We start from the raw sequence: 23,647 nt of genomic DNA, 5'->3' as shown, positions 1-23,647 counted from the left end.
TTTAATGCCTTTTATTGAGATTATTCTTGTGTTATTTATAATTGTAACAAACCAAAATCTTTAAGTTTTTGCATTTGTTTAGAAAACCAAAATAATTCAAAATCTTCAAACTGAGTTTCAAAATCTTTTTTTAATGTAGAAAAAGATAAGGCTTTACCATGCGAAGGTTTCAATGTTTCTAGTGTGTCTAATAGCCATTCGCCTTCTGGTTTGTTTACTGTAATTTGAAGACTTTCGGTTTTATCGTGAAACGTCATTTCTAACAATTCATTAGTAAAACCTTTTTTAGTTTTTGTGCGTTCTGCAACTAAAGGTAAATGCCCTAAATAAACAATTTTAGCTGTCGGTTTTGTGCTTAATGTAGTTTCAGTATTTAGGCAATCTTCAATATAATATGGTGTAATTGTACTTTCAGGAATATCGAAATCGAACCATTCTTGCAAGCCCATGTCAAAGCCAATACCATGCATGAAATTAAATAATGATTTTTTTAAGCCGAAGCTGAACATATTATGGTCTATGCCTGTTTTGTCTGTAAAATCAATGTCATTATTGGCAAACGAAATAGACTTGTAATTTGGTGTAATACCATATTCTGAAGGATTTAAACCAATAGGACTATGTGCTGTTAATGCAAACTGATGCCAAAAACCAGATTGAATAATTCCCAACTCAAACAACTGCCTCACCATTTCTAAACTATCAATAGTTTCTTGTACCGTTTGTGTAGGATAGCCATACATTAAATAGGAGTGCACCATAATATTGGCCTGCGTAAAATTACGCGTTACTTGTGCCACTTGTTCTACGGTTACACCTTTGTCTATAAGTTTAAGCAATCTGTCTGAAGCGACTTCTAAACCACCAGAAACGGCAATGCAGCCAGACGCTTTTAGTAAGTAACATAAATCTTGAGTAAAGTTTTTTTCAAATCTAATGTTAGTCCACCAAGTAACAGTAAGTTTTCGTTTTATAATCTCTAATGCCAACGCTTTCATTAGCGCAGGAGGCGCAGCTTCATCTACAAAATGAAAACCATTTTCGCTAGTTTGTGCAATTAATTGCTCCATTCTATCTACTAAAAGGGCAGCGGCAATAGGTTCGTAAATTTTAATATAATCTAAAGATATGTCGCAAAATGTGCATTTTCCCCAATAACAACCATGCGCCATGGTGAGTTTATTCCATCGGCCATCGCTCCATAAACTATGCATTGGATTTGCAATTTCTATAACAGAAATATAATCTTCTAATAACAAATCTGAATAATCAGGAGTACCAACTTCCAGCTGTTTGTATTCTGGTTTTGTGGTGTTGTTTTTATAAACAACTTTGTCGTTTTCGAGTATAAAAGTGCGTTTGAATTGTTTTTCTAAGATTTCTTCGCTTTGCTCTGAATGACATACGTTTTCAAAAAGTAACTCTATTGGTAATTCGCCATCATCGAGTGTAATAAAGTCGAAAAAATCAAAAACACGTTTGTCTGTTACTTGTCGTAATTCGGTATTAGGAAAACCACCACCAATGGCGATTTTAATTTCAGGATAATTAGCTTTTATAAATTGTGCACATCTAAAGGCACTGTATAGATTCCCCGGAAAAGGTACCGAAAAACAGATTAGTTTTGGCTGTACCGTTTTTAGTTTATCTTCTAAAAGTGCAAGCGTTATCTCGTCTATAAAAGTAGGTTCGTTTTGTAAACTGTCGTAAAGCTCATCAAACGCATTGGCACTTTGCCCTAAACGTTCGGCATACCTGCTAAAACCAAAATTAGGATCGATACATTCAATAATAAAATCGGATAAATCTTCAAGATACAAGGTTGCTAAATGTTTGGCTTTGTCTTGCATTCCCATTTCACCAAAAGCCCAATCCATATCTTCTAATTGCTCGAAACGAGACGCTTGTGGTAGAAAATTTGTAGTACAAATTTGTCTGGATAAGGTTTGGTTTTTGCCTTGTAAAAATAGAATAATAGCATCTAGAGGTTGTAAGTAATCGTCTTTTAAGATGTAAATACGTTGACAATTTTCGCTTGAAATGGTATCGTTCTCAATTGCTAAATCAAATAACTTTTCGAATGTTTTTTTACTGAATAACTCCAGAATAACCTCAATACCTAAATCCATCTGAAAAGCAGAAATGTTTTTAGTATTTAAAAACCCTTTTAAATATGCGGTTGCAGGATAAGGTGTGTTTAATTGTGTAAAAGGTGGCGTTATTAGTAAAAGGTCTTTCAATTGAAAAATTTTAATTCGAGAACAAAGGTAATTGAAAATTGATTAGTACTCGACTGTGTTTAAGGGTGAGAAAGCGACTGATTTTCTATAGATTATTGATCGTGCAATAATTAGAAATTACTTCTCATTATTTAAAATAGTAGCAACTGCTTGTTTGTATTTTACAGGATTACCAGCTTTTTTAATAGCTTTGTATGTTTTTTGCGGATTAGAAAATGACTGAGAAAAGAACTCCCAAAAGCCTAACATTTTCATTTTTATAGGTGTTGGCCCAGATAAGTATTCATCGTATTGCTGATAGATAGTATCGTGGAATTCTCTAAAAATCTCCCAACGGTTTTTAGGGTATTCTGTTGTATCGTTTTTAATCATGTTTGGTAAAAACGGATCTGCAATTAAGCCACGACCAATCATAAAATGATCGATACTTGGAAAGCGCGCTTCCATCTTTTTAAAAGCATCCACGCTAGTAATATCGCCATTGTAATATAACTTGTGTTTTGTACTTGTTATACAACGCTCGAATGCATCTAAATCTACAGGACCTTTGTATAATTGTTTTCCAATTCGAGCATGAATAGCAATGTTTTTAAGCGGATAGCTATCAAGAATAGGGAAGGTGTCTAAAATTTCTCCAGCGTGTTCGTATCCCATTCTCATTTTCATGGATACTGTAATATCGCTTTCGTTGTGTGCTTTTTTTAGAATCTCGTCAATTTTTGTAGGATTACAAATTAAACCAGAGCCCATTCCAGATTTTGTAACCATAGGATATGGGCAACCTAAATTCCAGTTCAGTTCTTTATAACCTAAACTTTGCACATATTTTACAACAAACAAAAACTCATCGACATCATTTGTCATTACTTGCGGAATAACATTTAATGTAGTGTTATTTTCTGGTTGTAAATCTAATTGATACGATTGTTTAATCTTCAATTTCCCATTTAGCCGAATATAAGGTGCATAAAAAGTATCAATACCACCAAAATAATGATGAAATGCGTTACGAAACCTAAAGTCTGTAAAGCCTTGTAAAGGAGAAGAAAGTAAAGTAATTGACATCTAAAAATATTAGTTGCGCAAATATAGTTTAAAAAGAAAAACCACTTCTAGCAGAAGTGGTTTTAAAATATATAGATTGTATTACTTATTTAAAATAAAGATAGAGGACTATAATAAGGCAGGTTATTAAAACTAGTAAAATACTCTTTTTAGTTTTGCTTTGTCCTTCCTGTATTATGTGACCAGCTCTTTTTCTTTTAGGTTTTGATAGTTTTACTTTTTCAGCTTCAATATCAAAACGTGGATGTTGTATTTCAATATCCGTTTGACCACTATAAAAACCAGGATCATTAATTAAATTATCTGCAATATCCTTAGCTTCTTTTAAACCTATTTGTGCTTCTTCTCTAATGTATTTAATAGCGTTTAGTGTTTTGCCTTTAGCAATTAAAGCATTTGCAACTTGTAAATCTAAAATGGTATTATTAATTCTAATACTCACGTGATTATTTTGTTGCTCTTGTAAAAGCTTCTAAACCACCAACTACTGGTATTGTTAAACTTGTTTTGTCTAAATCGATAGTAAGTTCAGTTCCAGGTTTAGGGTGTAATGTAAATTCTTTATCACTAGAAAATATAATGATTCCTATTTGTTGTCCTGCTCTTATAATTTGATCGTCTGGTTGTAATTTAAAAGTAACATCGTAAAATTTACCTTTTTCTAATGGCTCACTATCTCTTATCGATTTATAGTTTTGTGGATCTGCCCAACCACGTGTAATAATATTATCTGTAATTACTTTTGCATCGTTCTCGTAAGGTAAAGACACTAACATTATAGATAAGTTTGCGGCAGATTTACTACTCGATAAGCTAATAGTAACTTCTGCTTCACCAGAAATATGAAGATCTCTTGTAAGATTTGGTGTTGCATATAATAATCGGTTTTTAGAACCCACAATTTGTGCATGTTCTTTAGCCGAAATTCTAAAGTCATCAACCAGAGTTTCTGTTTTCTGTCTTTTATTCTTTTTAGTTGTTAATGTTCCAATACTGTTTCCGCCTTTGTTTGGAAAAAGTGTAACATCTTTTGCATTAGGATTTGGATATGCATCGTAAGCTGTAGGATTCTCATGTTTATCGTTTTCTCTAACAATCCAAACTTGTTTATCGTTTTCAACACCATTATCTACACCGTGTAAATAATGTGTAAACCAACGGTTCATCATTGTCATTGGTGGTGGTCCACCATGTCCGTTTTGGTGATAATATAATTGCGTTGGTAATCCCATCTCTTTAGCTTTTTGGTAAATACGGTTACTATGTTCTGGCATAACATTCCAATCGTTAAAACCATGAGACATTAATAAAGCCGCTTTCATAGGTGCCATTTGGTTTAAATAATCTCTATTATTCCAAAAGTCGTTTAAATCTCCTGTTTGTCTGTCCATACCATTTTTCATTTCGGTATCTCTTACACGCTTGTTATTTCCAGCACGTTTATCTTCTGCACCACTGTGTACAAAATCGTAAAGTACATCTATATCTTCACCTAAATAACCACCTGGAGAACGTACTAAACCATTAGATCTGTAGTAATGGTAAGATGAGGTATTTGGAGCAATTGGAATAATAGCTTCTAAACCTGCAACACCAGTAGTTGCAGCCGCTAGAGGTAAAGTACCGTTGTACGATGTACCTGTCATTCCTACTTTTCCTGTAGACCAAAAAGCTTCAACAGGTTCGTTTCCATCTCTTTCTGTAAAACCTTTTGCTCTACCACATAACCAATCGATTACTGCTTTAGGAGCTAAAGCTTCGTTTGGTCCACCTATAGTTGGAGCACCATCACTTAATCCTGTTCCAGGAGAAGACGAGTGTACCACAATATAACCACGTGGCACCCATTTTCTAAGGTGAGAATTAGATATAATTGGGCGTTCTCCTCTACGTATTACTTCTGGGTGTACGCGTTCTTTTCCTATGTCTCCAAGTTCGTGTTCTACATCCCACATAACACCAGGTACATCTCCTGCTACTCCAGCAAAATAAGGACTTGTAACATAAATTATTGGTAATTTTAAACCTTCGGTATCTGTTTGTTTTGGTCTTGTAACGGCAACATGCATACGGTCTAGTTTTCCATCTTTGTCTGTATCGAAAGTAGTTTCAACCCAAAGGTCGTGCCTAATCCAATCGTTAGTGTCTGTAAAACCTTGAACAGGTTGTGCTTCTCCATCTTTAAAAACAGGAACCGTTTTGTCTTGTGCAAAACCAATAGTTACTGTTAAAAATAAGATTGAAAATAAGCCTAATACATTGTACTTTTTTGTCATGATATCTGCTTGTATAGTTTGTAGGCTACAATTTAGTTGTTTTATTTTGAATAGCGGAGCAGTTAAATGTTAAGGGAATTGTAAAATTTAAATAAAATAGTATAGTAACAAAAACCACTTTTTTAAAATATTTTATTAATTAGATATTCTTTTTTTTAGAAATTAGAAAAGCGAAGAACTTTTGGAAAGTTGTGAAAATTATGGAACGTAATATTGGTTCGTTCGTTGAACGTTGTTGTGTATGATTAGTGGCGTGTTTAAGCACCTAATTTAGCAAATAAAAACTGAATAGAAAATCCGCGAGGATTTTCGTAAGTAGGCGATAACCAGCCATTAATTATACACGGTGTTGTAGCACGTTTTTATTCCACAACTTTCCTTTTGTTTCCGCAATTTGCACAGAGTTTTGCTTTTGGTGTTCTGTATGGTTTTCCACAATTTTCACAATCAGGTCCAATTTGTTCAAGTGAGTGATGCATAATTGCATTCGGTTCAGTTTCTCCAAATCCAGTCAAATTATTATAGTATTCTAATAACTCTTTAAATCTCTCTTTTCTATCCGCTTTTGCTATTTTAAATCCGTTAGAGTATAATTCGGAAGCGATTGCAAACTCTTCTTTGTCCAACATTGGAATATCTATTTTACATCTCCAGCAATATTTAATTTCCATTTTATTCGATTGTTTGATTTTCTAAAACAAATTCATCGAACAATATCTGTTCATTTTGTTTTTCAGTCGACATTTCAGATAATTTTAAATCACTCATTCCTCTTGGTGAATAGAAAAACGTTTTCCAAATCGGTCTATGCTTAATAAAAACAACTTTTCCTCCAAACTCATCGTGAGTAAAGATTCCAATCCAGAATTTCGAGACTATTAAAATTCCGATTATTAATATTATTATTCCTGTTTTTCTTTTCAATTCGTGAGTTTTCTCAAATGTGCTACAATGTTTCTCTGATAAAAAATCGTTTTAATGTTTTTTATCAATCGTTCAACGAAGTTAGCTGTTTTAAGTTAGAAAATATATACGTAGAACTACGTATTTTTTCCTAACAAAAACCAATTTAAAACAACCCAAAGAATCTATTTTATGGTTTTCCGTAATCGTAAAATAAAAGCATAAAAAAACCACCTAAAAAGATGGTTTAGTATTTCCGCGAAAGCGTTATTTAAACCAAAGCGCCATTGGCACCTATAATTTGGCCCGAAATCCATTTAGAGTCGTCACTAGCTAAAAACAGTACTACTTTTGCAATGTCTATAGGTTTTGCTAATCTATTAAAAGCATTCATGCTGCTTAACTTATCTATTTGTTCTTGAGATTTTCCGTTTAAAAACAACTCAGTTTCTGTAGCTCCAGGCGCAATGGCATTAACCGATATTCCGCGTCCTATTTCTTTAGAAAACACTCTTGTTATTTGCTCTACAGCTGCCTTTGTTGCAGAATAAAGCGCATAAGTTGGCAACATTAATTTAGTAGTACTAGAGGAGAAGTTTATAATAATACCATTATCTGCTAGCTTACTATCTGCTTCTTGTAACGTATTAAAAACACCTCTTACATTAACATTAAATTGTTTAGTGAAATCGTCTTGTGTATTGTCTTTTAATTTTTTTGAAATCATTGTTCCAGCATTATTAACTAAAACATCAATTTTACCAAATTCTTGTATGGCTTTATCAAATAATTGGGTGACTTGCTCTCTATCGCTAACATCTGCTTTTACAGCAATTGCTTTGCCACCATTTTCTATAATTGTATTTACAGTCGCATCTGCTTCTTTCTGGCTGTTAGAGTGGTTTACTATAACTTTAGCTCCGTTTTTAGCTAATAGTATGGCTACTTCTTTTCCAATGCCTTTAGATGAACCTGTAACAATAATAACTTTGTTGTCTACTTTTTTCATGATTCTGCGTTTGTTTTAATTTATAAAAAAATTGACTTTTATTTATAGGACACTAAAATATCTGTTACTAATTTTAAATCGGACGCATTAATTTCTGGATCAGGCGCAAGCGGATATAATTGTGCTCCAGGTCTGCTAATAAATGCCGTTCTCCAGTTTGCCCAAATGGCACCTGCAATATCCCAACCGTGTGCTGCTACTAATAGGCATTCGTTAGGTTGAATTCCCATTTTTCTAGAAGCCCATGCGTATGCATCTTGATCTGGTTTAAATTTTCCCATATCTTCAATACTTAATCTCTCGTCAAAATACTCTAATAATCCAGCATTTTTAAACTGAGTTTCCACACCTTTATTAGACGAGTTTGTAAATGAAACCAATTTGTAACCAGCATCTTTTAATCGCTGTAGCGATGCTTTTACTTCTGGATGTGCCGGTAAAGAGCGAATAGGCGTAAGGATAGCTTCTCTAGCTTCGGTTTCGGTTAATTTAATGTTATGGTTTGCTGCTACCATTTGTAAAGCGGCTGCGCCAATAATTCCAAAATCGTTATACTGCCTACCAACTGTAGATACTAAAGAGTATTGTAGCATGGTTGTAAACCAAAGTGGTAGTAAATCGCTTCTATTACCAAGTACTTTCCCAACGCTATCTTTCATGGCTGTTAGGTCTAAAAGTGTTTCGTTTACATCGAAAAATAACACTTTAGGTCTTGTTTCTGTAATTCCGGTAGTTTCATCTGAAGTATTTACTGCCGTTGCCGCACTGGCAAGTTGAGATGTTGTTGCAAGTCCTAATCCTAATAAGGTCGATTTTTTAATAAAATCTCTTCTGTTATTTTTCATTATAGTGTGTATTTAAATAAACATACTAATAGGTATGTTTTTAGATTAAAAAAAAATTATTTCTTTATTTGATTTAAGTAAAAAGTAAGGCCAGAGATGTACTCGTTTAAAACAGTATCGTTAGTATATAATTTTCTGATGCCTCTAATGCCTTCGAAAGCACTTATTAAATAGGTAGCAACTGCTTGACTTGAGACGTCTTCTTTTATTGTATGTTCTTGTTTGCCTCTTTCTATTATTTGTACTAAAGCAGTTTTCCAGAGCTCTATAATGTTTTTTAGAGCATTTTGATAAGCGAGTTCGTTATTTCCAATTTCGTTAATTAGGTTGTTCATTGGGCAACCTTGTTGTTTTTCGTTATTAGAAAATTCTTTTAATCTATTTGTAAAAACATCTTTAATAATCTGATAGGCATTACCAGGTTGCTTTAAAGGTGCAATCATGCCTTTAACAACTCTTTTTTCAACCTTTAAACTAATAACCTCTAAACCTAACTCTTTTTTGCTTTTGTAATGGTGATAGAATGCACCTTTACTTAATGTGGTTTCTTTCATTATTTTATCGATACTGGTTGTTTTAAAACCATTCTGATAAAATAAATTAAAGGCCTTATCAATAATTAACTGTTTAGTAATTTCCGATTTTAGTTCCTGTTGCATGCTACAAATTTAATAAAAAATACTAGTTGGTATGTTTATGTTTTGTTAATTGTTTTATTGGGTTGAAAGGTTTTGTGGATTTTCTAAAAAAGCGCAAATTTTAGTCTTAGCAATAACTTGTGCTATTTTTTATATGCAGTGTTGTAAGTGGTTTTTATTCAGCCAGAAATTCGTTCATTTCGTTCGGTTGAGGATATTTGTTCTTCTGTCTTGCAATTAGTATTATTTCTCCTAAATGAAATGATAAATGCGTGCTTGAATCTTGAATCAACTTGAGTTTTTCCTCTAATCTCAAATCTGATAAATCAAGATTTTTAATTTGATTTTCAATTTGTTCTGACTGACTTTTAAATATGCTTATCTTTTTTTTCCAATCATTGGGATTCTTTGGTTCTAATTCGGTAATCCAAGATTCAGATTCTATAAAATCATTTTTTTTCTCAATATCTGCAATTTTTAATATTTGAAATTCTCTCCATTTTATTAAATGATTTAAAGTCTGCCAAATAGTTTTAGAGTGTCCTTCTATTAAAATTCCGCTTATTTCAATCGGAATCGTTTCGAAAACCTTGAAGGAATCGAATGCGTTCTGAAAAATAAATTTAAAGTTAAGTTTTGTCATTGTTTTTTATTTCCGCGAAAGCGATAAACTCTTATTTATAAACGAGTTCAATAATTTTATCTTTTACTTTTAGAGCACTTATTTTTTCTTTTTTATCTATGGGGATTTCAAACTCTACGGCAAAAATTCGCTTTTTGTTTCCTTTTAAACTTTGCTCGTAACGATTTAATTTTGAGGTTAGTTTTAAAGCTTTTACAACCATATCTATTTTAATTAGATTTTGGTTTTTATCGACTAATTGTATGTTTGCGAAATCTATAATTTGTTTTTCGCTACTGTTATTTTTAAACTGAAACATCATTGAGATAAACCGTTTTCCTTTTTCAGCAATATAACTCACGTTTCCTCTATCGGTCATGCGTGTTCTACCAATTTTGTAGATAGTAAATTCTAAGTTTTCAGAATAGTTATAGATTTGGTCTCTGTCTATTTTTTCTTTTTTCTGTGCCACAACACTTGCTGTTATAAAGAATAGGAGGATGGCTAGTTTTTTCATTTTTGGTTAGTTTTTATAAATGTAGTAAATTTATATTATACTTGTTATTAGGTTTTTAGTATTGTTTATAAAAACAAAAAACCACCCTTTTAGGTGGTTTTGTATTTCCGCGAAAGCGATATTTATCTTATAATAAGACAAAGTCGTTTTTTATTTAAACTCAATAATTTCGGCAGACATTGTAGCGTTTATTCTTTTTTTAGTTTCAATAATATCTATAGATACGTTAACTAAACTTCTGCTACCTATTAATTCTACACCGGCAGCTTTTGCGTTTTCAAGTAATTTAGTTTTTGCTTGAGAAATAATACCTTCTTTATTAGTAATATTACCTGTTGTTATTTTTACCGTAGCTGTACCTTTAAAACTACCAAGTACGTTAAAATTATTGCTTGTTAATACGGTTTGTGTTTGGTTTATTTGGTTGTAGCCTCCACGGTGTAAGCTTGTTCTACAAGAAGTAAGAGTTGCAATTAATGCAAACGATAGGATAAGTTTTTTCATTTTAATGGTTGATTTAGTTTGTTCCTTTTAAAGGTTTAAAAATTATTTTTTAATAAAGTGCGAATGTAAAACTTTGAGTTTAATGTTTATTGTATAAAATCGTAATACTGTTTTTTTTATATAAAAACACCACCTGATTTAGATGGTTTTTAGTATTTCCGCGAAAGCGTTATTTAAATTTCAGCTACATCTTGTTTGTATAGTTTGTAAAACAAGGTTGGCAAAAAGGCAAAATTAAAGAGTAGAAAGCCAATAAATAGTATCCAAGCTGCATAAGGCCAATGTAAAGTTTCGAATAAAACTCCTGTGCTAAGTGTAAATAATGCTAGAAAGCATAAAACATAAATTGATTTTTTCATTTTGATTGATTTTAATGTTCGTATTAAGATTGATGTTTAAGTGATTGCTCTTTATGTTTATTGTAAAAATAAAGTGGTAGTGGTAAGGCTATTAAAAAAGCAAAACCGGCAAATATTATTGTGGAAGCATAAGGCCAATGCATAATTTTGAATAGACAACCGGTAGTAATTAGTATTGTCGTTAAAAGCTCTGAAATAGATAACAGTCTTTTTCGGTTTTTAGCCGATTTAAAATAGAGTTGTGCGTTGGTTTCTCTTTCTATTTGATTGATGTTTAAATAACCACCAAATTGCTGAATTGCCTTTTTATAAGCGTGGTCGAAATTACTGTGTTCGGTTTGTTCTATATAGGTGCAAATATGATCTAAAAGATCTTCTTTTAGTGCTTTGTTTTTTAAACCGTATAACTCTAAATTGGTTTGTATGTAGTCTATTTGTTGGTCTGTTAATATCATTTTGCTATAGATTTAGAGTTAAATATTAAGGATAGTGTTTTTATAAAATCGTTAATCTGTTCGGTTTGGTCTTTTATAACTTGCTCTCCAGTTTTTGTTACCGAGTAGTATTTTCGAACGCGTTTACCAATGTATACCTTTTCGGTTTCTAAAACTTTATTGTGTTCTAGTTTATGCAAAATAGGATATAAGGCACCTTCTGAGATGTCTATTTTTCCTTTGGTAAGTTCTTTTACCTTTTGGGTAATCTCGTAACCGTACATTTTATCATGCTGACTTAACAGCTTTAAAATGATAGGTTTTAATGTTCCTTTTGTGAGTTCTTTGCTATACATATGTCAAATATACATTTTTTATCAATACATTTTAATAAAATGTATTATGATTTGTTTTGAGGTATAAAAAAACCACCTGATTTAGGTGGTTTTTAGTGTTTGTTATTTAGAGATTCTTTGCTTCGCTCTGAAAGACAGTTTTGTTTTGTAGTATCTATTATTAATTAAAGAAATACTACTCTATAGTCACAATTAAATCGTCCTGTTTAACCATATTGCCTTCTTTTAGACTGACCGATTTTACTGTTCCAGATTTAAAGGCAGTTACCGTTGTTTCCATTTTCATGGCTTCGATAATAAAAAGCGGATCGTTTTCTTTTACTTCCTGTCCCTTTTTTACCAACACTTTGTAAAGCGAGCCTTGTAAAGGTGCTCCAATTTGGTTAGTGTCTGCTGGATCTATTTTTGTATTGGTTTCAATTTTAATGTTAAGTGATTTGTCTAAAATTTCAACAAAACGATTTTCGCCATTAACTTTAAAAAAGACGGTTCTCATACCTTCTTCATTAGGAATACCAATAGACAGTAATTTAATAATAACTGTTTTTCCAGGTTCTAATTCTATTAAAATCTCCTCACGAAGTTTCATACCATAGAAAAAGTTTTTTGTTGGAACTAAAGCTAAATTACCATAGGTTTTATAGTTTTCGTGCGCTTGCTCAAATACTTTTGGGTATAAGGTGTACGATAAGAAATCTTCCATTTCGATAGCACGAGTAAAGCCTTTTTGGAATTTCTTTTTGAAAGCTTTAAACTCTTCGTCAAAATCTATAGGTTCTAAATGTGCGTTTGGTCTGTTTGTGTATGGTTTTCTGTTTTTTAGAATTATTTTCTGAAGCTTTTTTGGGAAACCACCAGATGGTTGACCTAAATCTCCAATAAAGAAACTAATTACAGAATCTGGAAACGAAATTTCTTCGCCACGCTCCATAACATCTTCTGTGGTTAGGTTATTGGTAACCATAAAAATGGCCATGTCTCCAACCACTTTCGAGCTTGGTGTTACTTTTACCAAATTACCAAAGAGTTTATTAACTGCGGCATACATTTTTTTAACCTCATCAAATCTATCTGCTAAACCTAAAGCAGTAGCTTGCGGACGCAAATTACTATATTGTCCACCAGGAATTTCGTGCTCGAAAACCTCAGCAGTTCCTGCTTTTAAACCAGACTCGAACGGATAATATAATTCGCGTGTATCTTCCCAAAAATTAGAAAACTGATTTAGTTTAGGCATATCGAAATCGTTTGCTCTTGGTTGGCCTTTCATCATTTCTACAACCGCATTAAAGTTGGGTTGCGAGGTTAAACCAGATAAACCACTTAATGCTACGTCTACAACATCTACACCGGCTTCAATAGCTTTTAAATACGTTGCTGTTTGTAATGAAGAGGTGTCGTGTGTGTGTAAGTGTATTGGTACGTTTACGGTATCTTTTAATGCTGCAACTAATTCTGTTGCGGCATACGGTTTTAATAATCCTGCCATGTCTTTAATAGCAATCATATGTGCACCTGCATTTTCTAAATCTTTAGCCAGTTGTGTGTAATATTTTAGGTTGTATTTTGTTTCGTTTACATCTAAAATATCGCCAGTATAACTTAAGGCTGCTTCTGCAATTCCGCCAGTTTTATTACGGACATAACTAATGCTTGGTTCCATGGCTTTTACCCAGTTTAGGGAATCGAAAATTCTGAAAATATCGACACCATTCTCCCAAGATTTTTCTACAAATTTCTCGATTAAATTATCTGGATATGCTTTATAACCAACACCGTTAGAGCCACGCAATAACATTTGGAATAATATATTTGGTACTGCTTTACGCAATTCTCTTAATCGTGTCCACGGACTTTCGTGCAGGAAACGTAAGCAAACATCGAACGTTGCACCTCCCCAAACTTCCATACTAAAAGTATTGGGATGGTTTTTTGCGAAGCTTTCGGCTACCTTAAGCATATCGAAAGAACGCATTCTGGTTGCTAATAACGATTGGTGCGCATCGCGCATTGTAGTATCTGTAAAATGAATTTTTTTCTCGTCTTTTAACCAAGCACAGAATTTTTCTGGACCTAATTCTGTTAGCATATCTTTTGTGCCTTTTGGATAGGCTTCAGATAAACTGAACTTTGGAACTTTAGGATTTCTAAAGACTTTATTTTCTTCAATGTTTTTTACGTCCGAATTTCCGTTAACGGTGACTTCAGCTAAAAAATTAACCACTTTAGAGGTTCTATCTTGTGGTAGTTTTATTTTAAATAGGGCAGGAGTATTCTGAATAAAATTAACAGTGACTTTACCGTCTTTAAATGTTGGATGCTGAATGACGTTTTGTAAAAAATGAATGTTGGTTTTTACACCTCTAATTCTAAATTCCTTTAAAGCACGTACCATTTTACGTGTTGCGCCATCTAAAGTTCTACCATGAGAAGATACTTTTACTAACATAGAATCGAAAAACGGGCTCACTTGATACCCTTGATAAATGCTTCCAGCATCTAAACGAATGCCCATTCCGGAGGCGCTTCTATAGGTGGTTACGTTACCATAATCTGGCGTGAAGTTATTTGAAGGATCTTCGGTTGTTAAGCGACACTGTAGTGCAAACCCATAGGTTGCAATAGTATCTTGACCGTATATTTTTATTTGCTGACTGTCTAATGCGTAATTGCCAGCAACAAAAATTTGTGTTTTTACTAAATCTATTCCGGTTACCATTTCGGTAACGGTATGTTCTACTTGTATTCTTGGATTAACTTCTATAAAGTAAATATTATCGTCTCCATCTACTAAAAATTCTACGGTACCAATATTATTGTAGTTTACCTCTTTTGCAATGACAACGGCGTATTTGTATAAATCTTGTTTTACAGAATCGCTTACATTATGCGATGGTGCAATTTCTACTACTTTTTGGTGACGACGTTGTACAGAGCAATCGCGCTCGTGTAAATGACGAATATTACCATGATTATCTGCTACAATTTGTACTTCTATATGTTTTGGATTTTCTACATATTTTTCTAAAAACATGGTGTCGTCTCCAAAGGCATTTAAGGCTTCGTTTCTAGCAGAATCGAAATTGAATTCTAAATCCTCATCTTTTCTAATAATTCGCATACCACGACCACCACCACCAGAGGCTGCTTTTAGCATTAAAGGATAGCCAATAGTTGCCGCTTGAGATAAAGCGACTTTAAGAGAGGTTAGTTTTTTCTTGTTACTTTCTATAATAGGAACGTTACATTTTACGGCTACTTTTTTAGCTGTAATTTTATCACCTAAAGCATCCATAACTTCGGGTTCTGGACCTATAAAAATAATACCGTTTGCAGCACATTGTCTTGCAAACTCAGAGTTTTCGGATAGAAAACCATAACCAGGATGTATGGCATCTACGTTTTTAGCTTTTGCCAAATCTATAATTTGAGCAATGTCTAAATAGGGTTTTAAAGGCTGATTGTCTTCTCCAATTTGGTAAGATTCATCAGCTTTATTTCTGTGTTGAGAATAACGATCTTCGTAAGTGTAAATGGCGACAGTAGTTATGTTTAACTCTGTACACGCGCGCAAAACACGAATAGCAATTTCTCCTCTGTTGGCAACAAGAACCTTTTTAATTTTCATTAGTAGTTGTGTGTTATTTAATGATATATGGATTTTCGTTTTGGTAATTCCTGATAACAAAATCTAGGGCAGCTTTAAGTAGTTCTCCCATATTTCTGGCACGTTTAAATTTAACATCTCCAGTTAAATCGAATAAGCCAAGTTTTAATTGTTTAATTTTTTCGGGTGAAGAAATTTCGTCTCTCTTCATGCATAATATTAAATGGCGTAAACGCTTTTGTTCACTTTTAGCACGTTTTGCAAGTAGTGAGCGTTCCTCTTTTTCGTATTGTTTTATAGAGCCTCTAGTTAATACCTCTGCACTCATTTCTACCAATGGATTGTTTTCTTTTAAAAACTGAGGTTTATATACTTTAGGGTTGCCTTCGTAACTTTGTTGATCGAAATCGACAGCACGAATACGGTATTGTTTACGGTCGAAATCGTGTGTAATTACAATAACGTAGTTGTAGGAACGCATATCGGCTAATAGCCTTACAAAACAACGTTCGTTAAACTTAACAAACTCTTTTGCTAAAGCTCTTCTGTCTTGTTCTGTAATGGTGTGTAAATGTTCTTTTATATAAATATCTCCAGGAATTCCAGAGATGTGTTCTTCAATTAATGTGTCTTTATGAACTAAAAAATTAATGTGGTTAGGTGATAGAATATCCTCTAATTCTAAACCATAAATACGTGAAGCATCGGCTTTTTTAATGTAAAGAAAGATGTAGTTATCGTTTAATACGTTTCTCACCTTAACACGAAAAGGTTTGGTGTTACCAAAGGTGCAAAAATCGATACTATCGATATTTAAATAGGGTAGAATACTATCGCTACCATCGGAATGTAAGATGGAATACATTTGCTTTAAGCTATTTTGTATTTCCTCGCGTTCGTGCTCTGCATAATAGCAGCTTACCCAAAGGGTGTCCTCATCTTTATCATCAAAAATTTCTACTGCACCTTGAAAACGCAGTAAATCGTCGTAGAAAATTGGGATTTTTATATTCCTGCCTTGTGCAGTTAAGTAGTTAGATAGTTGAGCAGTAATTGGATAGGCAGGCTTTTTTTTAGAAATTAATTTTTCGTTCATAGTTATATTGGAAAGTCTATAAGTTAGCTAAAAATTATGTAAAATACAATGCATGCATAATATATTTTGAATAATAGATTTATAGTAAATACGAAATTGAAATAGAAGTGGATTTTTTACAAATGCTAATTTTCTGAGTAAGAATGATTTGTTTATTAAAAATAATTATACCTTTGCTTCATAATTATGAAAAACAACAATTTAAATAGTATTTGTAAACAGGCCTGGATGTCAAATTCCGGAGGCTAGAGCGCATACTATTATTACATATTTAATAAGCGTTCTATTTTTTTATAGAACGCTTTTTTTTTTACATAAAACTGAATGAATATTTTAAACCTAATTTCGAATAATACCAGTAAGATTACACGTGTTTATATGTGTAAGAAGTCTTATATGTCCCGATATCAAAGTGTTTAGATCGAGTTAAAACTTAAATTTTTAATCCCTTTGATTTTATTTTAAATCAAAGGGATTTTTTTATACCTAGTATTATGAAAAAAAGAATCACATTATTATTACAAAGAGAAGAAGTGCTTACAGAGCTTAAAAGTTATACAAACGTTTTAATAGGCTCGTTTATATTATCTATAGCCTATGTAATATTTATTATACCGCACAATATAGTGCCGGGCGGTATTTTGGGATTAAGTATTGTTATTAATAAGCTTACAGGTATGTCTATAGGTGTAGTTGCTTTACTTATAAATATTCCTTTATTACTTTGGGGAACAAAAGTATTAGGCGGAAAAACAGGTGTTAAAACTGCTTTTTCTATGGTATTGGTTTCTTTTTATATCGATATTTTTTCAAAAATTTTAGGAGATAAAATTTTTGTTGAAGACGTTTTGGTCTCTTGTTTGTTTGGCGGAGTTATTGTTGGTTTTTCTGTTTTTATGGTAATGAAGGCAGGAGCAACAACGGGAGGAAACGATATTTTAGTTCGTATTCTGGCAACTAAAATAAAACTTCCTTTTAGTCAGCTTATTTTAATAGTTGATGGTGTAATTATTTTTCTAGGGATTTTTGTGTTTAAAGATTTTACAATGGCAGCCTATAGTATTGTTGCTATAATTGCGATTAGTAAAACAATAGGATATTATATTAAAAAATCGACAACACATATGACTGTTTTTGTGTTCTCTAAAAAGAACTTACTTATTCAAGAAGCTTTTTTAAACTATCAAGAATATACCAATACTATTTTAAAGCTGATTCATCATGATTCTCAAGGAAAGTTAATATTAATAACCAGAAACGCTAAACAGTTAGAAGCTATTAAAAGCGTTGTTTATAGTGTTGATGCCAATGCTAATATTAGTGCATTAGAATCTAATACAGAATCTATTTAAAGTGTTTAAAATAAAAAAAACCACCTTGAAAGGTGGTTTTTTGTGTTTCCGCGAAAGCGTAGAAAAAGGAGCGTTATGAGTTTTCGAACTTTTCTATCATTTCTTTGAATAAGCCTAGTAAAAAAGTAAGTTTTCCAGAATCGCCAGAGGCATTAAATATTTGGTTTTCAATTTTTACACTATACCAATCTTGTTTACTATTTTCATTAAGAATCCTTGGTATTTCTATATTTTTTAATGAAGTATTTGATAAATCAATTTCTACATCCCAACCTGGATTGTCAAGTGTTGAAATATGTATTCCGTCACCATGTTCCCAATCTCCATCACAATTGTTTTTAAACCAATGTTGTATCCACTCTGTAATCTCCATTTGTATTAAGTTGTTTTGATATTATTTAAGCTCGTTTTAGGCTTAGCTGCTAAAGAATAAATGTAAAATAATTTTAAACGAAATTAGCTTAAAAAAAGATAATAAAGTCAAGTATGAAAAAACCACCTTGAAAGGTGGTTTTTTGAAATTTCGTTTAACGTTGTTGTGTATGATTAGTGGCGTGTTTAAGCACCTAATTTAGTAAATAAAAATTGAATAGAAAATCCGCGAGGATTTTCGTAAGTAGGCGATAACCAAGCCATAAATTATACACGGTGTTACCAACTGGCTTTTATCAGAGTTTAATCCAATTTAATTCGTTTTCCTTAATGTTCTTTAAAAAATCAGCGTCAATATTTTCCGCTGAATTCGTTTTTTCGTTTTCTATTTTTATTCGTTCGTTTTGTAATTCGCCAGAAAATTGGTGGTAAAAAAATCCGATTTCGTTTAGTTTGCTTTTCAGTCGTTTGTCGGTCAGAAATTCAATCCATTTTTTCGCCTCTTTGTTTTCCGCTTTTAATTCGCTTGAGTTTTTTTCGGTAAATTCTTTTCGTTTTTGTTCCAGAAGTAATTCAATTCGGCGTTTTGAGAATCGTTTTCTTTCAAGTTTTTTCTGTTCTTTTTTCCAGTCAGGTTCAGATGAATCGTCCGAATATTTTTTTCCTAAAACAGAACCACAATCGCAATCTTTAGTTGTCGTTAAGAAAGTCCGAATTTCATTAGAATTTGGTGTGTCCAAAGTATATTCTGCGTAATTCAATCCGAATTCAGAAGCAATTTCCTTGATTTCTGAATTGTTAGATTTTTCTTTTGTAACTAAAAAGTTGAATTGGCACATAATTTTTTTCAGCTTGTTGGTAATGTTTCGTTGATATAAAATCGTTTCAATGTTTTATATCAGACGTTAAACGAAGTTAGCCTAAAAAAATGACAAAGTCAAGCATAAAAAAACCACCTTGAAAGGTGGTTTTTGAAATTTCGTTTAACGTTTATGTATAAGAATAGTTGCGGGTTTGTATGCGAGGATTTTCCGAAGGAAAATCAGACGTTACAAACACGCAACGACCTTTGATTAAGCACTAACCGCAATTATTTTTATACGGTGTTGGCAACTGTTATTTTTTACTATCACAATATTCGTTGTATAATTTAACAAGTTCAATAATTTCCTGCTGAGATAGTTTTTTTCTTGTTTTAATGAATTCTTTTGCTTTCGCGCAATCGTCAAAATAATCAATTCTTTTAGTTTTGATAAATTCGCCTAAACCTTTGAAAAGTGTGCTCTTCCATTCGTTTTTTCGATGGACATAGTAATAATTATTCACATTATAAAGATTAAAGTCGATAGCAGAGGTAATAACAATAAAATCTATATATAAATCACATTTTCCTTCAACTAATGATTCCAAAAGTCTTAGTTTTCCATTTGGTAATACTACAGTTTTTCGCTCTGAACGAGAATGAACCCATACCTTTCTTTTATGATTATTTGTTTCTGATTCCCAAATCACATCATTTTCATTCAAAAATTTACGCTTTTTAATATATATACTATTATTAATTACTTTATCTATATCTTTTAAGGGTATTGCTATCTTTTTTAAGTGATTATCATTTATACTCTTTATTTTTTCCATACTTAACTCATATTTACTAGTTATTAAATATTCATTATGGACAATTATTGTTTTGAAATTTTCAATGATTTTAGTCCCGTCTTTTTTAACAATAGTATCATTTGGTATACTTTGAGAAAACGAATTTAGATATGTTAAAAATAAGATTGTATAAGCTATAAATTTATTTGACATGATTTGTTTATTTAATTGTTGCTTAATGTTTCGTTGACACAAAATCGTTTCAATGTTTTATATCAGACGTTAAACGAAGTTAGCCTAAAAAAATGACAAAGTCAATCATAAAAAAACCACCTCGAAAGGTGGTTTTAGTCTTTCCGCGAAAGCGAAAAAATAGTTTTATTTAAGTAGTTTCTGGCTAAACAGAATAACTTACTTAATCATCGCGTAAGAACGCTTTATAAAATCACTAAGCTCTTTTCCTTTTAATAAACCTTGAGATAGTCTTGCTAAGTCTAAACTTTGGTTTATTAAACGTTCTTGAATCTCTTTGTTGTCTGTATTTAAAATCTCGCTAACAAGATCAGAGTTTGTGTTTACGGTAAGGTTATACATTTCTGGCATAGCACCAAACATTTGCATTCCACCGCCACCACCAGAAGCTTGCATTTCTTTCATTCTACGCATAAACTCAGGCTGCGTAATCATAAATGGAGAAGCATCGCTATCTTGAGGCTCTAATTGTACCATGAATTTTTCTGAAGGTATTACACTTTTCAATAATTCGTCTAATACTTTAGTTTGATCTTCGTCTAATTTAGAAATCGTTGTTTCGTCTTTCTTAATTAGCTTGTCTATAGAATCTGCATCTACACGAGCAAATGTTATGTTCTCTTTAGTGCTCTCTAATTTCTGCATTAAATGCGAAATAATAGGCGAGTCTAATAACAATACTTCGTAACCTTTAGTTTTTGCAGCTTCAATATACGTGTGCTGTGCATCTTGATCGCTTGTATAAAGAATTACCATTTTACCATCCTTATCTGTTTGGTTGGCTTTAATAGTGTTTTCTAATTCTTCGTATATGTAATATTTATTATCTACAGTTGGGTATAAAGTAAATGAGTCTGCTTTTTCGAAGAATTTATCTTCAGATAGCATACCATATTCTATTACCACTTTAATATCGTTCCATTTTGCTTCAAAATCTTCACGATTTTCTTTAAATAAAGATTTTAATTTATCTGCAACCTTACGTGTAATGTAAGATGAAATCTTTTTTACAGCACCATCTGCTTGTAAGTAAGAACGCGATACGTTTAAAGGAATATCTGGAGAATCGATTACACCACGTAACATGGTTAAAAATTCTGGTACAATACCTTCTACATTATCCGTTACATAAACCTGGTTTTGGTATAACTGAATTTTATCCTTTTGCATGCTCATATCTTGAGACATCTTTGGGAAATATAAAATTCCTGTTAGGTTAAAAGGATAATCTACATTTAAATGAATGTGGAATAATGGCTCTTCTAACTGTGCAGGATATAATTCTCTGTAAAAACTCTTGTAGTCTGTATCTTCTAATTCTGTTGGTTGTTTTGTCCAAGCTGGATTAGGATTGTTGATAATGTTATCTACAGTAATTTTTTTCTGTGGCTCAGTTGTTTCTTTACCTTCAGCATCTTTTGTAGTTGCAGGCGTGTGCTCTGGATCGTTAATTTCTTTAGTTCCAAATTTAATTGGAATAGGCATAAACTTGTTATACTTATATAGTAAAGTGTTAATACGAGATTCTTCTAAAAACTCTGTAGAGTCTTCTGCAATATGAAGAATAATTTCTGTTCCTCTATCTGTTTTATCTGAAGCTTCTAATGTGAATTCTGGAGAACCATCGCAAGTCCAATGTGCACCAGTTGTTCCTTCTTTATGAGATTTAGTAATAATCTCTACTTTTTCTGCTACCATAAATGCAGAATAAAAACCAAGACCAAAATGACCAATAATTCCTGAATCTTTAGCAGAATCTTTATACTGATCTAAAAACTCTTCGGCACCAGAAAATGCAATTTGGTTAATGTATTTTTCAACTTCGTCTTCCGTCATCCCTAAACCTTGATCGATAATGTGAAGTTTTTTACCTTCTTTATCAATTTTAATCTCGATTACAGGATTTCCGTATTCAGATTTAGATTCTCCAATACTCGTTAAATGCTTTAACTTTAAAGTTGCATCTGTACCATTACTTATAAGCTCACGTAAAAATATTTCGTGATCACTGTACAAGAATTTTTTAATTAATGGGAAAATGTTTTCTACCGAAACATTAATATTTCCTTTTGCCATAATTATAATATTTATTTTTATTTCCGCTTGAGCGAAAATTTCTTATTAATTATTGTTTTAATATACTTTGATAGAATAGACAACAAAAATGCCAATTGACAAAAAGTGACAAGATGACACTGTTATAAATATATTTTGAGGATTTCATAATTAAAGCAAGTTATTATGCATGCATAATTAATTAAAACAAATTTGAGATACATTATAGTTGAAAAACTTAAATTGCGCTTCAGATTACTTGTAATAATACAGTCTTGAGATTTCCGTCTTCGCGGAAGAAATAAAATAGCATTCTATGTACAATTCAAAAATAATAGGACTTGGTAAATATGTCCCAGATAATGTAGTAACCAACAACGATCTATCTAAATTGATGGATACTAATGACGAGTGGATTACCGAACGCACCGGTATTAAAGAACGTCGTTGGGTAAAAGAAGGTTCTGGAGATACCACAGCAACAATGGGAGTAAAGGCTGCCAAACAAGCTATTGAACGTTCTGGAATTGATAAAGATGATATCGATTTTATAATTTTTGCAACCTTAAGTCCAGATATGTATTTTCCTGGTCCAGGAGTACAAGTACAGCATGCTTTAGGTATTAAAACAGTTGGTGCTTTAGATGTGCGTAACCAGTGCTCTGGGTTTGTATATGCAATTTCTGTAGCAGATAATTTTATTAAAACTGGAATGTATAAAAACATTTTAGTTATTGGTAGTGAATTGCATTCTCGCGGATTGGATAAAACAACAAGAGGAAGAGGTGTAACTGTTATTTTTGGAGATGGAGCAGGAGCAGCTATTTTAACTAGAGAAGAAGATACTACAAAAGGAATTTTATCTACGCACTTACATTCTCAAGGAGAACATGCCGAAGAATTGGTACTTGTTGCACCAGGAATGGGAAAACGTTGGGTTAGTGATATTTTAGCAGAAAATGATCCTAATGACGAGAGTTATTTTCCGCACATGAATGGGCAATTTGTATTTAAAAATGCAGTGGTTCGTTTTAGTGAAGTTATAATGGAAGGTTTAGCTAAAAACAATTTAGATAAAGAGGCTATAGATATGTTGATTCCGCATCAAGCGAATTTACGTATTGCACAGTTTATACAGAAGAAATTTGGACTAAGTGATGACCAGGTTTTTAATAACATACAAAAATACGGAAACACAACCGCTGCTTCTATTCCAATAGCTTTAACCGAAGCTTGGGAACAAGGAAAAATTAAAGAAGGAGATAATGTCGTTTTAGCTGCCTTTGGTAGTGGATTTACTTGGGGAAGTGTTATTATTAAATGGTAACAAATTCCTTAGAAAAAAGGAAACTCATTAAAGAGTAATTTAAAAATTATTGTCATTTCATTCTTGTTACTGAATACATAATAAAATTATTGTCATTTGGTACTTAATGTTGAAACTACAATAAACGGTTTGTCATTCCTGCGAAGGCAGGAATCCATTACAAACAATACTTAAAAGTAGATTCCTGCCTCTGCAGGAATGACAGAAATACAACAAAAA

General features: G+C 32.2%; 23 protein-coding genes. 2 read left to right on the top strand and 21 right to left on the bottom strand.

Annotated elements, in window-relative coordinates:
• Nucleotides 1–35: 35 nt before the first annotated feature.
• The 17 genes from ASC41_RS04880 to ASC41_RS04800 all read right to left on the bottom strand — a co-directional run bounded on the left by ASC41_RS04880 (nt 36) and on the right by ASC41_RS04800 (nt 16,471).
• Nucleotides 36–2,240 carry a B12-binding domain-containing radical SAM protein gene (locus ASC41_RS04880; RefSeq protein WP_055435522.1) on the bottom strand — a complete coding sequence of 735 codons (2,205 nt, stop codon included), beginning with the start codon at nt 2,238–2,240 and terminating at the stop codon, nt 36–38.
• Between the two features lie 117 nt (nt 2,241–2,357).
• Complete coding sequence (locus tag ASC41_RS04875; RefSeq protein ID WP_055435521.1) at nt 2,358–3,305, bottom strand: tRNA dihydrouridine synthase; 948 nt, start codon at nt 3,303–3,305, stop codon at nt 2,358–2,360.
• Between the two features lie 85 nt (nt 3,306–3,390).
• Complete coding sequence (locus ASC41_RS04870) at nt 3,391–3,747, bottom strand: hypothetical protein (RefSeq protein WP_055435520.1); 357 nt, start codon at nt 3,745–3,747, stop codon at nt 3,391–3,393.
• A 4-nt stretch (nt 3,748–3,751) separates the two neighbouring features.
• On the bottom strand, nt 3,752–5,581 hold the full coding sequence (locus ASC41_RS04865; RefSeq protein ID WP_055435519.1) for a Xaa-Pro dipeptidyl-peptidase: 1,830 nt from the start codon (nt 5,579–5,581) through the stop codon (nt 3,752–3,754).
• 362 nt (nt 5,582–5,943) lie between these two features.
• On the bottom strand, nt 5,944–6,252 hold the full coding sequence (locus ASC41_RS04860; RefSeq protein WP_055435518.1) for a hypothetical protein: 309 nt from the start codon (nt 6,250–6,252) through the stop codon (nt 5,944–5,946).
• A gap of 1 nt (nt 6,253) precedes the next feature.
• Nucleotides 6,254–6,505 carry a hypothetical protein gene (locus ASC41_RS04855; protein WP_055435517.1) on the bottom strand — a complete coding sequence of 84 codons (252 nt, stop codon included), beginning with the start codon at nt 6,503–6,505 and terminating at the stop codon, nt 6,254–6,256.
• 250 nt (nt 6,506–6,755) lie between these two features.
• Nucleotides 6,756–7,493, bottom strand: a complete 738-nt coding sequence (locus ASC41_RS04850; RefSeq protein ID WP_055435516.1) for an SDR family oxidoreductase — start codon at nt 7,491–7,493, stop codon at nt 6,756–6,758.
• A gap of 38 nt (nt 7,494–7,531) precedes the next feature.
• Nucleotides 7,532–8,338, bottom strand: coding sequence for a haloacid dehalogenase type II (locus tag ASC41_RS04845; protein WP_055435515.1), 807 nt, complete (start codon nt 8,336–8,338; stop codon nt 7,532–7,534).
• A gap of 56 nt (nt 8,339–8,394) precedes the next feature.
• The gene (locus ASC41_RS04840; protein WP_055435514.1) at nt 8,395–8,997 is read right to left on the bottom strand and encodes a TetR/AcrR family transcriptional regulator; all 603 of its coding nucleotides are present in this window, start codon (nt 8,995–8,997) and stop codon (nt 8,395–8,397) included.
• A gap of 154 nt (nt 8,998–9,151) precedes the next feature.
• Nucleotides 9,152–9,619 carry a hypothetical protein gene (locus tag ASC41_RS04835; protein ID WP_055435513.1) on the bottom strand — a complete coding sequence of 156 codons (468 nt, stop codon included), beginning with the start codon at nt 9,617–9,619 and terminating at the stop codon, nt 9,152–9,154.
• 31 nt (nt 9,620–9,650) lie between these two features.
• Nucleotides 9,651–10,115: a hypothetical protein gene (locus ASC41_RS04830; protein WP_055435512.1), complete on the bottom strand. Its 465-nt coding sequence runs from the start codon at nt 10,113–10,115 to the stop codon at nt 9,651–9,653.
• Nucleotides 10,116–10,265: 150 nt separating this feature from the next.
• Nucleotides 10,266–10,619 carry a DUF6567 family protein gene (locus ASC41_RS04825; protein WP_055435511.1) on the bottom strand — a complete coding sequence of 118 codons (354 nt, stop codon included), beginning with the start codon at nt 10,617–10,619 and terminating at the stop codon, nt 10,266–10,268.
• A 173-nt stretch (nt 10,620–10,792) separates the two neighbouring features.
• Nucleotides 10,793–10,978, bottom strand: a complete 186-nt coding sequence (locus ASC41_RS04820) for a hypothetical protein (RefSeq protein WP_055435510.1) — start codon at nt 10,976–10,978, stop codon at nt 10,793–10,795.
• Between the two features lie 23 nt (nt 10,979–11,001).
• A complete protein-coding gene (locus ASC41_RS17105) occupies nt 11,002–11,433 on the bottom strand; it encodes a hypothetical protein (protein WP_055435509.1) in 432 nt (143 codons plus the stop codon).
• The gene (locus ASC41_RS04810; RefSeq protein WP_055435508.1) at nt 11,430–11,768 is read right to left on the bottom strand and encodes a PadR family transcriptional regulator; all 339 of its coding nucleotides are present in this window, start codon (nt 11,766–11,768) and stop codon (nt 11,430–11,432) included. Before ASC41_RS04810 ends, ASC41_RS17105 begins: the two co-directional genes overlap by 4 nt.
• Nucleotides 11,769–11,943: 175 nt before the next feature.
• Entirely contained in the window at nt 11,944–15,396 is a 3,453-nt protein-coding gene (locus ASC41_RS04805) for a pyruvate carboxylase (RefSeq protein WP_055435563.1), read from the bottom strand.
• Nucleotides 15,397–15,409: 13 nt separating this feature from the next.
• Nucleotides 15,410–16,471, bottom strand: a complete 1,062-nt coding sequence (locus tag ASC41_RS04800) for a hypothetical protein (RefSeq protein ID WP_055435507.1) — start codon at nt 16,469–16,471, stop codon at nt 15,410–15,412.
• A 494-nt stretch (nt 16,472–16,965) separates the two neighbouring features.
• On the opposite strand from ASC41_RS04800, the gene ASC41_RS04795 reads away from it, so the two are divergent.
• Nucleotides 16,966–17,823: a YitT family protein gene (locus ASC41_RS04795; protein ID WP_055435506.1), complete on the top strand. Its 858-nt coding sequence runs from the start codon at nt 16,966–16,968 to the stop codon at nt 17,821–17,823.
• 73 nt (nt 17,824–17,896) lie between these two features.
• Here ASC41_RS04795 and ASC41_RS04790 read toward each other — a convergent pair whose 3' ends face one another.
• The 4 genes from ASC41_RS04790 to htpG form a co-directional block, all read right to left on the bottom strand.
• Nucleotides 17,897–18,196 carry an immunity 53 family protein gene (locus ASC41_RS04790; protein WP_055435505.1) on the bottom strand — a complete coding sequence of 100 codons (300 nt, stop codon included), beginning with the start codon at nt 18,194–18,196 and terminating at the stop codon, nt 17,897–17,899.
• A 295-nt stretch (nt 18,197–18,491) separates the two neighbouring features.
• On the bottom strand, nt 18,492–19,034 hold the full coding sequence (locus ASC41_RS04785; RefSeq protein WP_055435504.1) for a hypothetical protein: 543 nt from the start codon (nt 19,032–19,034) through the stop codon (nt 18,492–18,494).
• A 277-nt stretch (nt 19,035–19,311) separates the two neighbouring features.
• On the bottom strand, nt 19,312–20,007 hold the full coding sequence (locus tag ASC41_RS04780) for a hypothetical protein (RefSeq protein ID WP_152971420.1): 696 nt from the start codon (nt 20,005–20,007) through the stop codon (nt 19,312–19,314).
• 198 nt (nt 20,008–20,205) lie between these two features.
• Nucleotides 20,206–22,122, bottom strand: coding sequence for a molecular chaperone HtpG (htpG, locus tag ASC41_RS04775; RefSeq protein WP_055435502.1), 1,917 nt, complete (start codon nt 22,120–22,122; stop codon nt 20,206–20,208).
• 295 nt (nt 22,123–22,417) lie between these two features.
• On the opposite strand from htpG, the gene ASC41_RS04770 reads away from it, so the two are divergent.
• Nucleotides 22,418–23,428: a 3-oxoacyl-ACP synthase III family protein gene (locus ASC41_RS04770; RefSeq protein ID WP_055435501.1), complete on the top strand. Its 1,011-nt coding sequence runs from the start codon at nt 22,418–22,420 to the stop codon at nt 23,426–23,428.
• Nucleotides 23,429–23,647 lie beyond the last annotated feature (219 nt).

Source organism: Lacinutrix algicola (genome assembly GCF_001418085.1).
GTDB classification, from domain to species: domain Bacteria; phylum Bacteroidota; class Bacteroidia; order Flavobacteriales; family Flavobacteriaceae; genus Lacinutrix; species Lacinutrix algicola.
This window is presented reverse-complemented; position numbering and strand designations above follow the sequence as displayed.

What these genes read in the sequence shown, in the direction of transcription:
- ASC41_RS04875 (WP_055435521.1), bottom strand. Translation starts at nt 3,305, where the DNA reads ATGTCAATTACTTTACTTTCTTCTCCTTTACAAGGCTTTACAGACTTT.
- ASC41_RS04865 (WP_055435519.1), bottom strand. Translation starts at nt 5,581, where the DNA reads ATGACAAAAAAGTACAATGTATTAGGCTTATTTTCAATCTTATTTTTA.
- ASC41_RS04860 (WP_055435518.1), bottom strand. Translation starts at nt 6,252, where the DNA reads ATGGAAATTAAATATTGCTGGAGATGTAAAATAGATATTCCAATGTTG.
- ASC41_RS04850 (WP_055435516.1), bottom strand. Translation starts at nt 7,493, where the DNA reads ATGAAAAAAGTAGACAACAAAGTTATTATTGTTACAGGTTCATCTAAA.
- ASC41_RS04845 (WP_055435515.1), bottom strand. Translation starts at nt 8,338, where the DNA reads ATGAAAAATAACAGAAGAGATTTTATTAAAAAATCGACCTTATTAGGA.
- ASC41_RS04840 (WP_055435514.1), bottom strand. Translation starts at nt 8,997, where the DNA reads ATGCAACAGGAACTAAAATCGGAAATTACTAAACAGTTAATTATTGAT.
- ASC41_RS04835 (WP_055435513.1), bottom strand. Translation starts at nt 9,619, where the DNA reads ATGACAAAACTTAACTTTAAATTTATTTTTCAGAACGCATTCGATTCC.
- ASC41_RS04830 (WP_055435512.1), bottom strand. Translation starts at nt 10,115, where the DNA reads ATGAAAAAACTAGCCATCCTCCTATTCTTTATAACAGCAAGTGTTGTG.
- ASC41_RS04825 (WP_055435511.1), bottom strand. Translation starts at nt 10,619, where the DNA reads ATGAAAAAACTTATCCTATCGTTTGCATTAATTGCAACTCTTACTTCT.
- ASC41_RS04820 (WP_055435510.1), bottom strand. Translation starts at nt 10,978, where the DNA reads ATGAAAAAATCAATTTATGTTTTATGCTTTCTAGCATTATTTACACTT.
- ASC41_RS17105 (WP_055435509.1), bottom strand. Translation starts at nt 11,433, where the DNA reads ATGATATTAACAGACCAACAAATAGACTACATACAAACCAATTTAGAG.
- ASC41_RS04810 (WP_055435508.1), bottom strand. Translation starts at nt 11,768, where the DNA reads ATGTATAGCAAAGAACTCACAAAAGGAACATTAAAACCTATCATTTTA.
- ASC41_RS04805 (WP_055435563.1), bottom strand. Translation starts at nt 15,396, where the DNA reads ATGAAAATTAAAAAGGTTCTTGTTGCCAACAGAGGAGAAATTGCTATT.
- ASC41_RS04800 (WP_055435507.1), bottom strand. Translation starts at nt 16,471, where the DNA reads ATGAACGAAAAATTAATTTCTAAAAAAAAGCCTGCCTATCCAATTACT.
- ASC41_RS04795 (WP_055435506.1), top strand. Translation starts at nt 16,966, where the DNA reads ATGAAAAAAAGAATCACATTATTATTACAAAGAGAAGAAGTGCTTACA.
- ASC41_RS04790 (WP_055435505.1), bottom strand. Translation starts at nt 18,196, where the DNA reads ATGGAGATTACAGAGTGGATACAACATTGGTTTAAAAACAATTGTGAT.
- ASC41_RS04785 (WP_055435504.1), bottom strand. Translation starts at nt 19,034, where the DNA reads ATGTGCCAATTCAACTTTTTAGTTACAAAAGAAAAATCTAACAATTCA.
- ASC41_RS04780 (WP_152971420.1), bottom strand. Translation starts at nt 20,007, where the DNA reads ATGTCAAATAAATTTATAGCTTATACAATCTTATTTTTAACATATCTA.
- htpG (WP_055435502.1), bottom strand. Translation starts at nt 22,122, where the DNA reads ATGGCAAAAGGAAATATTAATGTTTCGGTAGAAAACATTTTCCCATTA.
- ASC41_RS04770 (WP_055435501.1), top strand. Translation starts at nt 22,418, where the DNA reads ATGTACAATTCAAAAATAATAGGACTTGGTAAATATGTCCCAGATAAT.